The 15,436-nt window shown below is 45.0% G+C and carries 12 protein-coding genes; 1 reads left to right on the top strand and 11 read right to left on the bottom strand.

Annotation, left to right across the window (positions count from 1 at the left end; genetic code table 11):
• Window positions 1-39: 39 nt before the first annotated feature.
• Genes BM184_RS04735 through BM184_RS04725 form a run of 3 tightly spaced genes read right to left on the bottom strand, consistent with a single transcriptional unit; the run spans window position 40 to window position 2,816 of the window.
• Window positions 40-516, bottom strand: a complete 477-nt coding sequence (locus BM184_RS04735) for a V-type ATP synthase subunit K (RefSeq protein WP_375152977.1) — start codon at window positions 514-516, stop codon at window positions 40-42.
• 28 nt (window positions 517-544) lie between these two features.
• The gene (locus tag BM184_RS04730) at window positions 545-2,509 is read right to left on the bottom strand and encodes a V-type ATP synthase subunit I (RefSeq protein WP_086941671.1); all 1,965 of its coding nucleotides are present in this window, start codon (window positions 2,507-2,509) and stop codon (window positions 545-547) included.
• Window positions 2,496-2,816, bottom strand: coding sequence for a hypothetical protein (locus BM184_RS04725; RefSeq protein WP_086941672.1), 321 nt, complete (start codon window positions 2,814-2,816; stop codon window positions 2,496-2,498). The genes BM184_RS04730 and BM184_RS04725 overlap by 14 nt, the downstream gene beginning before the upstream one ends.
• Before the next feature lie 533 nt (window positions 2,817-3,349).
• On the opposite strand from BM184_RS04725, the gene BM184_RS04720 reads away from it, so the two are divergent.
• The gene (locus BM184_RS04720) at window positions 3,350-3,694 is read left to right on the top strand and encodes a hypothetical protein (RefSeq protein ID WP_086941673.1); all 345 of its coding nucleotides are present in this window, start codon (window positions 3,350-3,352) and stop codon (window positions 3,692-3,694) included.
• Between the two features lie 108 nt (window positions 3,695-3,802).
• On the opposite strand, the gene cls is transcribed toward BM184_RS04720, so the two are convergent.
• The 8 genes from cls to uvrB form a co-directional block, all read right to left on the bottom strand.
• Window positions 3,803-5,251: a cardiolipin synthase gene (gene cls, locus BM184_RS04715; protein ID WP_086941674.1), complete on the bottom strand. Its 1,449-nt coding sequence runs from the start codon at window positions 5,249-5,251 to the stop codon at window positions 3,803-3,805.
• A gap of 120 nt (window positions 5,252-5,371) precedes the next feature.
• The gene (locus BM184_RS04710) at window positions 5,372-5,974 is read right to left on the bottom strand and encodes an energy-coupled thiamine transporter ThiT (protein WP_177208537.1); all 603 of its coding nucleotides are present in this window, start codon (window positions 5,972-5,974) and stop codon (window positions 5,372-5,374) included.
• A gap of 60 nt (window positions 5,975-6,034) precedes the next feature.
• Window positions 6,035-7,714, bottom strand: a complete 1,680-nt coding sequence (locus BM184_RS04705; RefSeq protein ID WP_086941676.1) for a ribonuclease J — start codon at window positions 7,712-7,714, stop codon at window positions 6,035-6,037.
• 381 nt (window positions 7,715-8,095) lie between these two features.
• Window positions 8,096-9,136, bottom strand: coding sequence for an aspartate-semialdehyde dehydrogenase (locus BM184_RS04700; RefSeq protein WP_086941677.1), 1,041 nt, complete (start codon window positions 9,134-9,136; stop codon window positions 8,096-8,098).
• Between the two features lie 245 nt (window positions 9,137-9,381).
• Window positions 9,382-9,945, bottom strand: a complete 564-nt coding sequence (gene citX, locus BM184_RS04695; protein WP_177208536.1) for a citrate lyase holo-[acyl-carrier protein] synthase — start codon at window positions 9,943-9,945, stop codon at window positions 9,382-9,384.
• A gap of 564 nt (window positions 9,946-10,509) precedes the next feature.
• On the bottom strand, window positions 10,510-12,618 hold the full coding sequence (gene pnp / locus BM184_RS04690) for a polyribonucleotide nucleotidyltransferase (protein ID WP_086941679.1): 2,109 nt from the start codon (window positions 12,616-12,618) through the stop codon (window positions 10,510-10,512).
• A 223-nt stretch (window positions 12,619-12,841) separates the two neighbouring features.
• Window positions 12,842-13,111, bottom strand: coding sequence for a 30S ribosomal protein S15 (rpsO, locus tag BM184_RS04685; protein WP_086941680.1), 270 nt, complete (start codon window positions 13,109-13,111; stop codon window positions 12,842-12,844).
• A gap of 139 nt (window positions 13,112-13,250) precedes the next feature.
• Window positions 13,251-15,242 carry an excinuclease ABC subunit UvrB gene (gene uvrB / locus BM184_RS04680; RefSeq protein WP_086941681.1) on the bottom strand — a complete coding sequence of 664 codons (1,992 nt, stop codon included), beginning with the start codon at window positions 15,240-15,242 and terminating at the stop codon, window positions 13,251-13,253.
• Window positions 15,243-15,436 lie beyond the last annotated feature (194 nt).

The raw sequence follows: 15,436 nt of genomic DNA, 5'->3' as shown, positions 1-15,436 counted from the left end.
TCCTTACTTTTTCTTTCATTCTTCTGGAGCTTTTGAGAATTAAGCGTTCAATACCAACAAGAATGATGTAACGAAGCCTAGGATCGCATAGGTTTCAACCATGGCAGCATAGATGATCCCTTTTGTGTTGTGCTCTTCTCTTTTAGCCAAAATCTGCAGACCAGCAGTGGAAGCACGACCTTGTGCGATACCTGAAGTCAAACCAGTGATTGCGATAGGCAGACCGGCCATCAGATAGTACAGTCCTTGGGCAACAGTCATCTCTGGAGACATTTGCAGATAAATCAGGAATCCGATAACGAATCCGTACAAACCTTGCGTACCTGGCAACAGTTGCAGAATCAATGATTTACCGAATTTCTCAGGTTGTTCCTTGATCAATGCAGCAGCAGCTTCACCGGTCATACCAACCCCTTTCGCCGAACCTGTACCAGCCAATCCGACCGCCAAAGCGACGCCTAAAGCTGCGAACATCATACCACCGTTGTTGTCGATAAAATATTGTAACCATGTCATATTTTCCATTTTATAATTCCTCCAATAGCTAAGCTTCTTTTTTATTTTTTAAGTAAATGTATTTTTCTTCTGTCTTCAAAGGCTCCAAGGCTTTTCCGCCGCCTTCATAAAATTTCCCGAAAAATTCAACGAACACAAGTCGAGCACCATGCACATAAGCACTCAGCATGGATAAACCGAAGTTGATGGTGTGCAACAAAACAAACAATACAGCACCGATAGTGAATCTTGCCCATACCGGCAAGAAGTCGATGATCATGTTGAAGGCAACCGCGATACTTCCGCCGGATACGCCTAAGGCCATCAGACGGGTGTAGCTGACCATGTCGCCGATGTAACCGGTGATTCCATAGAGGTTATATAATCCGGCGCCTGCACCCAATGCTTTGTTATCCGATGCCATGGCGGTAGCAAGCACGATTGCGACCGCACTTGTGATGGCAACTGCAGCACCTACGGTAACCAATACCTGACTTGGGAAAAGCATCTTTCCGAACAGGATGAAGATGAGCCCCACAAAGATGCCCAACCAACCGATGCTGTCGGAAATCGCACCCAGCGGATTTTTATCGCGCAAGGATAGATAGGCTTTGATGCCCAGACCGAACATAATCTGAACAATACCGAACACAACCGATATCAGCAGGATCGTATTGGCGTCATTGCTTGTGGACAGGAGCACGAAAGGCAATTCTATTCCGAAGAAAGAGCCGTAGACCAGTCCCCACAAGATGGATGGATAGGACAGGATGTGAAAGAACAGCAGATTGTTGCGCATGCCTTTGTTGAAGTTCAGGAACTTCAAAGCCAGAAATGTTCCGATAAGGAGCAACAGACCGTACCCGACATCCGCAATCATCATTCCGAAGAACAGCAGATAGAAAGGTGTCAATAGTGGCGTGGGGTCTATTTCATCATATTTCGGCAAACTGTACATGGAAGTGATGTTCTCAAAAGGAGTGACCCACTTGTTATTCTTCAAAACCGTTGGAATAACGGAAACATCCGATTCTTCAGCATCATCAACCGTTAATGCGTATTCATTCTCCGGGACAGTCTCAGTCAATGCCTGCTTGATTTCTTTGACCTTATCTTCCTCAAGCCAGCCTTGGATGACGAAGAGATGTTTCTCGTTGACCAGCAATTGCTGGCTTTTGATCCGCTGCAATTTTGCATAATAAAACTCGGACAGTAGCATTAACTGCCACTCCTCTGTTTTCATGACGGAAAGATCCGCCAACAGCTGTTTGTGCGCTTCACGGTTCTGTTGAATGCGACTTTGAATATCCGTCAATGCCTCTGCAGGCGGCAGATCATACTCATATGCCAAGGGTTGGAAGTGATTGCTGTCCAACAGAGCGTTTACATCCTTAATCTGTGACGGATCATAAAAAATCACCGCGCCGTATGATTCTTTGTTCTGGAAGATTTCTTCCGTATAGATCAGCGGATTGGAAGTCACGTTAGTGATGTAGTCATTGGTCAGCGTCTGAGGAATCGTGCCTACTTTGACTGCGACATGTTCAAATGCTGCTGTTTCCTTAGGATTGAATGACAATTTCTTCCATAAAATCAGAAAATCCTCTTGTTCATACAGATGTTTTTTGGCATCCTCCAATTTCTTCTGTTCAGCCTTCAGACCTAACACTTTATTCAGGACATTGTCGGAAGAAAACTCGCTTACAGCCTTTTCCAGTTCTTCCAGAGACAAGGATTGTCTCGGGGTTGTGTATTGTTTGAGCAAAGACTCTTTCTTTAAATAAGATTGCAAGAAAGATAAGGCTTCCGTGACATTTTCCAGATAGCTTTCGGTCTTCTTGATGTTTTGTTCAATTGACTCTCGTTCTTTAGGCGATAAGGATTGCAAATTTTCTTTTGCAGCAGGCAAGTCGATGACTTCTAAGCTTTGCAATGTTTGGATAGCCGTCAATAGCTGCTCTTTTTTTTCGTGAAAAGAAATGAGAGTAATTTTTTTCATTTTAGCGATTGCCATATTTCCTCATCACCTCCTCAATTACGGCATTCACAAGCTCTTCTTCTTTCGCTGCAAAACGGGTCTGCAACTTCTCGATTTCCGACTTTTCACTTTCTGCGGAAGCGTTCTTGAGAATTGCCAGTTGCTCTGATTTTTTCGCAAGTTCCTCGGATTGAAAAGTAGCTAATTCCTTTTCGATATTCCTTTTCATTTCGCCAATTTTATCTTGCGTGTTCTGTTCCAGTTTGCGCAGTTTGTTCTGATAATCCAATTCCAGGTCAGTTGCTTCCTGCTCAATCTTTTTTACTTCATCAAATATTTGCATCTTTCATTCCACCTCCGTCCCTCATTTGATTCTCCTTAGGAAAAAAATTTTTTCCAATCAGTATTTTCATTATACATTTAATGCAAAGGCCGTTCAAATCTATTTGTATGCGATTTTCAGCGCTTTCAACAATCACTGCAGTTTCATTAATAGGAAGAAACTTTCTGAAATTTTTTCAAAATGTTTAATGAACATTTTGTGAACAAAACTCCCCAAGAAGCATGCATCGATGCAAACCCTCCTCGGGGAGTCTATTTTGTGGCCTATTTTTTCGGTGATTCCTCCAGATAATGTATGCAACTTTTTTTCCCTCCTTCAAAATTAAGGTGCGGCCAACATGTTCTTTCCATACTATTACTTTACCCGAAAACCCGAGAAACAGGAGCATTTTCGGCCGAAACGGCAAAACTGCGGGCTGAGTTGCAAACCAGCAGTCCTTAAATTTTGTTGAGCGCAAAATAAATTGCTTGCAAAAAAGAACAGATGTTCCTATAATAAAGATACAAGACAAACACACGTTCGGAGGAACCAACATGCAAAACTACATCTATCCGGTATCCAATCATAATGAAAATACTTCAAATAAATCATACCTGCGCCCACTTTCATCCGTCCAATCCATCAACGAGGCCATCCTGGACAAAGTGATGCCGATTCATCAAGTTGTCCGTTTCGCTAACCAAGCTTTTGAAAATCACACCCCTGTGTATGTTGTGATTGAAGAAAAACATGGACCGAAATCATACACAAGAACGCTTGTTTGGGGTTCCTTCAATTCCCGCGTAACTCCGAAAAGACAGATCATGTTCACAACTGCCGATAAAAAAGTGACTTACCTGCTGAACATCAGTCAAATCTTGGCGATTCAACTGGGTTAATCTCAGGCAGCCATGAGACTGTCCATAAAACAAAAAGGAGTACCAACCGATCCCGTCACAGACGGAATCGGCTGGTACTCCTTTGTTTATTTCAATCACTTTTGTTGCTTAAAGTATCGGCGAAAGCAACCTGGAAAAAGCTTGCTTAAATTTCCGGCCTTTCGATTGTTTTGCGAAATAATCATGGGTTGCGCGGATGCACATTTCCTGATCTTCTTCAAAGTTAGCAATCAATTCTTCGGCCACTTCACGATCATAAATAAAGGCATTGATCTCAAAATTCAGCCTGAAGCTTCGTACATCCATATTTGCCGTGCCTATCGATACAATTTCATCGTCGACCACGATCACTTTTGAATGCAGAAAACCGTTCTGATACATATAGACTTCGGCTCCATACTCTATGATGTCTTTGGCGAAGTATTCCGTTGCCCGATAGACGAACGGGTGATCCGGCTTCGAAGGGATCATGATTTTGACTCTTACACCGGATAAGGCCGCGATTTTGAGCATTTCGTGCAAACTTTCGTCAGGTATAAAATAAGGCGTCTGTATGTAGATCGATTCTTTCGCTTGGCTGATCATCTTCAGGAAGCCCATCTTGATGGTCTGATCTTCGTCATCCGGACCGCTCGCTACAATCTGCATGGCTGTATCGCCTTTTTTATCGGCAATCGGGAAATAGGCCTCTGCATAATCTTTCCGATTCTTTGGCTTGGCAACAGCATTCCAATCCATGAAGAAACGGCTTTGAAGCGTCAGGACCGCATTGCCTTCTATCTTCATATGCGTGTCCCGCCATTCGCCGAGTTCCCCTTTCCCCAGATATTCATCGCCGATATTGAACCCGCCAAGGTAAGCAACTTTGGCGTCCACCACCATTATTTTGCGGTGATTACGATAGTTCATCCGTAAATTGACGAAAGGTATTTTTGACCCAAAAAAAACTTCCGTCTTTCCGCCTAATTTTTCAAGGTTGTTGAAAAATTTCGGATCGTTCCCTCTGCAGCCCATTGCGTCATAAACGACCAGAACCTCCACACCAGCCGCTGCCCTGTCTTCCAATGCAGCAAGAATGCGTTTGCCCAGATCGTCTGATCGAAAAGTGTAGTAGAGCATATGCACATGATCTTCCGCTTTGTAGATGTCCTGAATAAGCGCATCAAAAACACCTTCACCGGTCTTGAATATTTCAATTTTATTCCCCTTGGTCAGGATGGATTCGTCACTCTCCAGAAAAAGGATAGCTGTTTTTTTTGCATAGTCGGTTTCGACCAAACCTTGCGCCAGATCTTCATCCTCCAGCATCTCAATCTGTACCTTCGCCAACTGGGACATCCCCAAGCTTTTTTGTGTCCGCATATCATAGATGTTTTCCTTTGAGATCTTTTTGCCGATAAAGAGATAGATGATGAAACCCGCTACCGGCAGCAAGTTTAATGTCAACAACCATGCCCAAGTGGCTGCGACATCTCTTTTTTCTTTAAAAACGGTAATGATTGCACCGATTGTATTTAAAATGATGACTGCCGTAAATATCATTGACCAAATACCCATATGACCACTCCAAATCAACATAATGACAAAACATGTTACCCACTAATCATAGCACACGAGCCCACAAAAACAGAAAGGCGAAGTCCGGATAATTGAAATCCGTGCCTCGCCTTCTGTTTATTAATCATTCAATAGTTTCGATTTTTCTTTTCTGCTCAGGAAACGGCTGTCCTTTGGGATGAATGCTTTAGGCGCAACTTTCGCAAGCAACAGCAGAATGGCCGCGCTGACGGCAAAAGTTGCCGCAAAAGACAGCGCTTGTCCCGGAAGAAAGTGCGCAAAGGCAGAAACACCGGCAGGGACTGCTTCCTCGCTGAGGAATATGTCCGAAATCAACGACCAAACAAAATAGACAAGCGTTCCGAAAAAGGATGCCGTCAGTATATTCAAGGCTGCATTCGGAAAACGTTTATTGTTCAATGTGCGTTGCGTGAATTTCGCGAAAAATCCGGCGATGCCCACGAAAATAAATGGTGCCGCTTGGGTGAGGATATCGCCGGCAACATCCGTTCCTTCTCCTTTGAGTGCAAATAAAGCAAGACCGGTCAGTGTTCCTGAAACCAGCCCGAGCAACATGCCTCTGCGGAGGGAAATGAAAAGCAACGGCAGCAAAGCAAACACAAGATTGTATTCTCCAACTGGCATCGTCACATATGCCAAGGCAATCGCGAGAACAGCAAACAGAGCTGTCTCGGCCCAAGCCTTCGTACTATTAGAACCCATAAAGATGAATCTCTCCTTTTCAACAACGATCCGTTTCATTGCCTATCCGGCAAACGGGCATCAGCTTTTCTTCTGATAATTTGATGCTTCCATGATGATCGGTAAAATGACCGGTTTGCGCTTCGTCTTTTCAAAAAGATAACGGCTCAACGAATCACGTATCTCTTGTTTTAATTTGGCCCAATCAAAGTCTTTCGTATGCAGATTTTCTTCCACTACTTCCCGGACGATATTCGAACTTTCCTTGACAAGCTCTTCGCTAGCTTTCATGTAGACGAAACCACGCGAAACGATTTCCGGACCCGATAAAATTTTGTTCAATCTTCTCGAGATCGTCACAACGACAACGAAGATGCCATCTTCCGACAACAGTTTGCGGTCGCGCAAGACAATATTGCCGATATCGCCGACGCCGATCCCATCGATCAGTACGTTCCCGGCTGGGACTTGTCCCGTCATATGCATACGGCCTTTGGCATATTCGATGACGTCGCCTTTTCCGGGGATGAATATGTTCTTGAACGGAATGCCGACTTCATTCGCCAACTGGGCATGTGCAGCCTGCATCCGGTACTCGCCTTGGACAGGCACGAAATACGTAGGTCTTAGCAGGTTGATCATCAATTTCAGATCGTTCGGCGAAGCATGTCCGGATGCTTTGTAGGTTCCCGATATTTCCCGCACGGACGCACCGGCGCGGTAAATCAAATTTTTGGTTTTTGCGACTGTTGTTTCCATCGCTGTGGAAGGCGTAGTCGTGATGTAAACCAAATCACCCTCTTTAAGGTTCACTTGCTTGTGTCTGCCTTTGGACATACGTTGCAATGCTTCCAACGGTTCCCCGCTATTGCCGGTTTCCAGCACCAAGACTTGACCATCACGGTAATCATTGATGTTTTTTACATTCACAAGCAGATCTGGGGTCGGCAGGACTAGTTTTCCTAGTTTCATGGCGACATCGACTGTTTCAACCAAAGTCGGACCTGTCAAAAAGATTTTACGGTTAGCTTGGAGAGCGACATCAAAAACTTGCTGAATGCGCAAAATGTTGCTTGCAACACAGGACACGATGATGCGTCCTTCAGCATTGATGAAGGTATCCAGCATTTCTTCCTCAATCTTGCGGTCGCTGACATTTTCCGTAGTCGATTCGGCATCACCGGAATCGCTCAACAGCGCCAATACTTTTCCTTCGCCGATATCCGTAATTTTGCCGTAATCGGTCCGATACATCGGGGATGCGCTTTGATCAAACTTGAAGTCGCCTGTATAGACGACACTGCCTTCTTCCGTCTTCACACAGATCCCTACAGAGTCAGGGATGGTATGCGTTGTTCTGAAGAACCGGACGCTGGTGTTTTCGAATTCAATTTCAGTGTTCTCATCGATGACGTGGTAATCCTCAAAGCCTGTAGCCAATCCGGTTGAATCAACCGCCAGTTTAGCCAACGCGATCGTCAAACCTGTACCGAACACGGGTGCATCGATATTCTGCAATAAATAAGGCAATGCTCCTACAGCATCCGCATGGCCATGCGTCAGGAAAATACCCGCTATCTTATTTTTGTTTTCCTCCAGATACGTGAAATCAGGAATGACAACATCAATTCCCAACAATTCGTTTTCAGGATAGAGCAGACCGCAATCCAATACAAAAATTAAATCGTCCACTTCCACTAAATACATGTTTTTACCGCTTTCTCTCACACCTCCGAGAGAAATTATTCTTACTTTACTCATTGTACCACCTCTTATTTTCAGCTTTCTATGCTGTTATCTATATTAATCGTTTGAATGCCTTTCTCCGTATTTTCGTCCCTGAAAATCAGCACTGCTGCTTTGCCGAGCTGCCTTCAGATTCTACAAGCGGATGCGTTTTCTTCGCATCCGGCTAAACGTGACCGATATCCTCTCTGTTATATTATACATGATTATCGGCAAAATTGTAGCATTTGCTTCAGTTTCTGTTCCGGTTTTCTGAAAGTCAAAAAAAAGACCTCACAAAAGGAACGGACCGGGAACGATGTTTAACCAAACACCCTTCCCGGTCCATCCTTTGACAGGTCCTGTCATATTCAATTCTTCAGTTGATGCGGCCTGGACCATTCGTACAAAAAAATTCTACAGCAGGCCCATTTCGATCATTTTTTCAGCGATCTGCACAGAATTCCAAGCAGCGCCCTTCAACAGGTTATCCGAAACAACCCACATATGGAAACCATTATCGACATCCACATCCTTACGGATACGTCCGACAAATGTATCATTTTTTCCGACGGATTCTCGGGCGGTAGGATAAACTTGATTAGCTGTGTCATCCTGAAGCACGACTCCTGGCGCGTCTTTCAGCACTTCCCAGATGTCAGCGACAGAAACGTTTTTGTCGTCTACTTCAAAATAGACAGATTCCGAGTGTCCGGACATCACAGGGATACGCACACAGGTTGCTGAAACCTTGATATCCTGGTCACCCATGATTTTTTTGGTTTCATTGATCATTTTCCACTCTTCATACGTGTAGCCGCCTTCGCTGAACACATCGATTTGCGGTAAAGCGTTGAATGCAATCGGGAAATGCTTCTTATCGCCACCACAAGGCAAGATCTTCGCAACAGGCTCTTCACCGTTCAGGACAGCTTGGGTTTGAGCTTTCAATTCTTCCAAGGCATGCAGACCAGCACCGCTTACTGCTTGGTACGTGGAAACGATGACGCGATCCAAACCAAATTTTTCGCGGATCGGTTGCAAAGCTACAACCATCTGAATAGTGGAACAGTTTGGATTAGCAATCAATCCTTTGTGTTTGCGCAAGTCTTCCGGATTCACTTCTGGAACAACCAACGGCGTTTCCGGATCCATACGAAAAGCGCTCGTGTTGTCGATGACGATGGCTCCAGCTTTGATGGCTGCAGGGGAGAATTGTTTCGTGATGCCGCCCCCAGCGCTGAATAAGGCAATGTCGATGCCTTCAAATGAGTCGTCAGTCGTTTCTTCAATCTGCAGTTCCTGTCCTCGGAAAGTCTTAACTTTCCCTACAGACCGTTTAGAAGCCAACAACTTCAAACTTTTTATCGGAAAAGAAGCATTCTCCAACAAGCCCAGCATTTTTTCTCCAACAGCACCCGTAGCACCTACAATGGCAACATTATACTCTTTCATCATTGATCCCTCACTCATTCATTTTCTGTACTATCTATTTTTTTAGGATTTGGACATCCTTCACTTAAGCATTTTACCACACTTTATTAGAATTTTTTAATCTATTTTTTAATTACCCCAAAAAACATTCCAATCAGAAACCCTGCCCGGGATCTCTGATTGGAATGCGAAATGTCGACTATTTTATTTTATCCGATTAGGCACTCATCAGCTATGCCTTTTCTTGTGCAAGATGCAAATAAGGTCTGTTAATCCAAGCGCACTCTTCCATCCTTCTGCAGAATGGCTTCGATTTTTTTCTGGATTTCGTCCCTATTGTGCACATTCGCGTTTTCGCATTCGAATGCTTCGTCCCCACAAATCATGCACTTTCTCGGTTCATAGCCGATTTCCATACGCTGCACCTCGATCATCTTGCCTTCTTCGAGATAGAATACGCTGATCGTGAACAGTTGCCCGAGCAAGCTGCCGTCTTCTATCATGATGGCGGCTTGCTTCACGGCAGTCGGATAAGTATCGACGACAACAAAGTATTCCGGACCTGTATCCAAATCCATCAATTTTTCATAAGTGACTTTCCATTTATTTTTTTGGATCGCATTTTTGACTTCTTGGATGCCGATTTCAGAAATCTGCCTTACGATGGCATTATATTTGACGGGTCCAGGAATATTGCATTTAAGGGAAATCAACGTCTGGTTTGCATTTGTCTTGCTGATTTCCTCTTCAAAAAAGGCACGTTGTTCCCTTGAGGCCAACACTTCTTTGAGCGTCGGCATTTGACCTTGTGAGAAAATAGATTCTGGCACCATTGCACTCATCCTTTACTGTTTTATTTTGTTCCCTTCTGACAAACGGAACCGGAGCAGCCAGTTTGTTGCTGTTTCCGTTTGGTTTTTCTGCTTCTTCGGGTTGTCCGTGTATCCGATCTCGTGCTTCTTTGCGATTGAGCAACAGCTTGTTCGATAATTATGATGATACCATCCTTTGTAACTAAAACTTACACGGGAGCCTCACGATGCACAAAAAAACATTTAAAGCGCTTACATTTATATGGGCGATATAAGTAAAAAATATATCCATAAAATGTTGGCGTAAAAATATGTTTCTCTTTACCCTATAATAACGCTTTTATGAAAAAAATTCATTGATTTAATATTAAAATCTATAATTAATCAATATTACTCTATATGTCAGGATTATTAGAATAATTGTGACAAGCTTTCTTTCTGCTCATGGCCCTTAGGCTGCCGTCAACAAAAAAACAGGCATACCTCTTGTGAGGTGATGCCTGTTTTTTTCGTTTCGGAACGGTCTTCAGAAATTGTTCTTCTCCTGAAGACCGTTCCGAGCAGCCTTATTCTGTTATCAGCAGTTTATTTTTCTTCCTTAGGCAATAGCGCTTTACGGGAAAGGTTGATTCTGCCCTGTCTATCGATTTCAATGACTTTAACTTTGACTTTGTCGCCGATCGCCAGGATGTCTTCGACTTCTTTGACACGTTCGTTAGCCAATTCGGATATATGGACCATGCCGTCTTTGCCTTTTGTGATTTCAACGAATGCGCCGAATTTTTCGATGCGTTTTACTGTACCATCGTAGATTTCACCGACCTTCACTTCATGCGTCAATTCTTCGATGATTTGTTTAGCGCGGGCAATCATCGCAGTATCAGCTGAAGCGATGCTCACGTTACCTTCTTGGTCGATGTCGATCTTAACGCCGGTTTCTTCAATGATGCTGTTGATCGTATCTCCGCCCTTGCCGATGACGACTTTGATCTTATCTGGTTTGATTTGCATCATTTCGATCTTCGGAGCATACTGTGACAGTTCTTCGCGTGGGGCTGCAATCGTGCTTGTCAGCTCAGCAAGGATTTCCATCCGCGCTTTTTTCGCTTGCATCAACGCTTCAGTCAGGATTTGTTCTGTGATCCCTTGGATTTTGATGTCCATCTGCAAGGCAGTGATGCCTTCGCTTGTTCCGGCAACTTTGAAGTCCATGTCGCCCAAGTGGTCTTCAAGCCCTTGGATATCCGTCAAGACTGTGTAGTTCTCGCCTTCCATCACTAAGCCCATTGCGATACCCGCTACCGGTGCTTTGATCGGTACACCAGCGTCCATCAAAGCAAGTGTGCTCGCGCAGATACTTGCCTGTGAAGAGGAACCGTTGGATTCCAATACTTCCGAAACCAAACGGATTGTGTAAGGGAAATCAGCTTCAGTCGGGATGACTTGTTTCAATGCGCGTTCACCCAAGGCACCATGACCAATTTCGCGGCGTCCCGGACTTCCTGCTCTGCCGGTGCTGCCGACCGAGAATTGTGGGAAGTTGTAATGGTGGATGAATCGTTTGCTGTCCACCATGCCCAGGCCATCGATGATCTGATGTTCGCCCAACGGAGCCAAAGTACAAGTGGACAATGCTTGCGTCTGTCCACGCGTGAACAAGCCGGAACCGTGTACACGCGGCAATAAACCGACTTCGGAAGCCAATGGGCGAATTTCGTCGATTTTACGGCCGTCCGGACGGATTTTATCGACTGTGATCAAACGGCGCACTTCGTCTTTTTCCATGTCTTCCACGATTTGGCGGACTTCTTTGGAAATTTGTGCAAAGTTGGCGTCATCCTGATACTTTTCGTTGAAGAACAAGATTGCTTCAGCTTTCACGTCTTCAATAGCGGCTTCACGAGCCAATTTCTCTTCAGTCATGATGGCTGCCGTCATTTTTTCGCCGTAAGCAGATGTCACTTCGGTTACAAGTTCAGGGTTTAAAGCCAAAAGCTTGACGGTCATTTTTTCTTTGCCTACTTCGGCTACGATTTTATCTTGGAAGTCGCATAATTCCTGGATCGCTTTGTGGCCGAACATCAATGCTCCAAGCATATCTTCTTCATTAACCATTGCAGCGCTGCTCTCAACCATGTTGATGGCAACTCTCGAACCGGCAACGGTCAACTCAATATCGGATGCTTCATTCTGTGGAGCGGTTGGATTCAAAACATATTCGCCATCCACGCGGCCTACGTTCACTCCAGCGATCGGCCCATAGAAAGGAATGTCGGAAATCGCCAATGCCAACGAGGAACCGAACATAGCGGCCATTTCAGGTGCGCAATCCTGTTCGACGGACATAACAACGTTTGTGATCTGCACTTCGTTGCGGAATCCTTCAGGGAACATCGGGCGGATCGGACGGTCGATCAAACGCGCCGTCAATGTTGCATTTTCGCTTGGGCGGCCTTCACGTTTGATGAAACCTCCAGGTATTTTCCCGACTGAATACATTTTTTCTTCATAGTTCACAGTCAATGGGAAGAAATCGGTATCTTTTGGTTCTCTTGAACCTACAGCAGCCGTCAACACAACGGTATCTCCGTATCTCACCAATACCGCACCGTTCGCTTGCTTAGCCAATTGGCCGATTTCGACTTGCAGCAAACGACCTGCCCAGTCCATTTGGAACACTTTTTTTTCTGACATGTTATCATTCTCCTTTTGCGATGCTTCCCATCTACCAACTACTAAACAAATGTCAACTTACTGATGCGTATAAGCTCACATTTGTATAGTAGCGATCTGTAGAGCGGGAGCCTCATTCCATTATAGCTGATTGCCCAGCATTTTTGCACTTATTGTCCGAAAAATCCCAAAAAATAAGCGAGATTCACAGTGGAATCTCGCTTAATATATCTTAGCCACGAAATTAACGACGTAAGCCTAATCTTTGGATCAGTTCACGGTAGCGGGGAACGTCTTTGTTACGCAAGTAAGCCAACAAGTTACGACGGTGTCCAACTTTTTTCATCAAACCACGGTAAGAATGGTGGTCTTTTTTGTGAACGCGTGCGTGCTCGTTCAAGTGGTTGATTTCATACGTAAGAACTGCGATTTGCACTTCAGGGGATCCAGTATCTCCTTCGTGAATAGCGTATTCTTTGATGATTTCATTTTTAAGTTCTTTTGAAATTGCCATTTTTTTCACCTCTTTCATAAAGTTACCTTTAACTGAGTAAAACGTTGGTGATTCGTTTAACCAAGTTGAAGGTCGTATATATAATACAAGAAACAGTTTATCGTAATTCCTTACCGATTGCAAGTAAAAATCACTTTTTTCATAAACCTTTGTATTCGGCTTTCAGCTCCAATACCATGTCACGGATTTCTGCCGCTTTCTCAAAATTGAGGGCTTTGGCGGCTTCCCTCATTTCCTTATCCAGTTGATCGAGCGCTTCGCGGCGTTGTTCCATCGTCATCGCCTTATAGATGCTCAAGATGCTGACTTCCCCTTCGGCATCTTCAGGTGTATGCGAGATGCTGATCCGGTCACGGACTTCCTTGATGATCGTTTTCGGCGTGATGCCATGCTCAATGTTGTAGGCTTCCTGCGTCGCACGACGCCTGTTCGTTTCATTTATGGCCCGCTCCATCGAATCCGTTATGCGGTCCGCATACATGATGACTTTTCCGTTCTCGTTCCGGGCGGCTCGGCCGATCGTCTGGACAAGCGAGCGCTCGCTCCGCAGGAAGCCTTCCTTGTCGGCATCCAGGATGGCGACAAGCGAAACCTCGGGAACATCCAACCCTTCCCGCAATAGATTGATGCCGATCAACACATCAAATTCTCCCAATCGGAGATTCCGGATAATTTCCGCGCGCTCCATCGTTTTGATTTCGCTGTGCAGATAATTCACTTTGATGCCGACTTCCTTCAGATAATCGGTCAAGTCTTCGGACATCTTCTTCGTCAAAGTCGTGATGAATACCCGCTCATTGCGTTCGACGCGCAAATTGATTTCACTGATCAGATCATCGATTTGGCCTTTGATCGGCCGCACCTCCACAATCGGATCCAACAAGCCTGTCGGACGGATGATCTGTTGGGCAACATACGGGCTTTGTTCATACTCGTATGGGCCAGGGGTCGCTGAAATATAAATGATCTGGTTGACCCGTTCTTCGAATTCCTTCAACGTCAACGGGCGATTATCCAAGGTGCTCGGCAAACGGAAGCCGTAAGCCACCAACTGTTCTTTCCGCGAACGGTCACCGTTGTACATGCCGCGTATTTGGGACATTGTGATGTGCGACTCGTCGATGACGGTCAAATAATCATCCGGGAAAAAATCAAGCAACGTGTACGGAGGCTCTCCGGGAGCGCGCCCGTCCATATGTCTGGAATAGTTTTCGATTCCGTTGCAGTATCCCATTTCCATCAACATTTCCATGTCGTAGTTGGTGCGCTGTTCCAATCGCTGGGCTTCCAGCAGTTTGTTTTCATCGCGCAACACCTTTAGGCGATCCTTCAATTCTGCCCGGATCATGTCGACTGCATGCAAGGTCTTTTCTTCATTTGCCACGAAGTGAGTGGCTGGGAAAACAGGAAAATGTTCGACATCATTCTTGATTTCTCCGGTGAGCACATCCACTTCCCTGATCCGATCGATTTCATCCCCAAAAAATTCGACACGGATGGCCTCGTTGTCGCGGGATGCCAGAAAAATTTCAACAACATCCCCGCGCACACGGAACGTGCCGCGCCGAAAATCGATATCATTGCGTTCAAACTGCATTTCCACCAACCTACGCAGCAGTTCATTCCGTTCCATCTCCATCCCTTGCCTTAACGATAAAGTATGCTCTTTATAGTCCAAGGGATTCACCAGGCCATAAATGCAGGATACAGAAGCGACCACAATCACGTCCCGCCTTTCCAGCAAGGAGCTGGTGGCGGAATGACGCAGTTTATCGATTTCATCGTTTACGCTGGATTCTTTTTCTATATAAGTGTCACTCGAGGGAACATAAGCTTCGGGTTGGTAATAGTCATAGTAGCTCACAAAATATTCGACGGCATTGTTCGGAAAAAACTCCTTCAATTCGCCATACAGTTGCCCTGCCAACGTTTTATTGTGCGCGATGACGAGCGTAGGCTTGTTTACTGCTTGGATGACGTTGGCTACCGTAAAAGTCTTTCCGGTCCCAGTCGCGCCCAACAAGGTTTGCGCCCGTCTGCCCAGATTCAATCCGCCGACAAGCTCTTTGATGGCTTCCGGCTGATCACCGCTGGGCTGGTAGGGGGAAATTAATTCAAATTGATCTTTCATATGGATGATTCACCTCTTCACTCACTGTTACAACTATTTTACCACCCAAACATACTTTCGTACACTTTGGAGCTTTTGCCATGGCATGGCCTGATTTTGACCCAAAAATTTCAAAATATATGTCTCGAAATTCCGGGTCGCAATGATTAAAAAGGGAATCTCTTTCATTTTTTATTGCACAACCCTCCAAAATT

This window comes from Trichococcus pasteurii (genome assembly GCF_900112935.1).
GTDB lineage: Bacteria > Bacillota > Bacilli > Lactobacillales > Aerococcaceae > Trichococcus > Trichococcus pasteurii.
The sequence above is the reverse complement of the archived record's forward strand: the minus strand, read 5'-3'. Positions and strand labels throughout refer to the sequence as shown.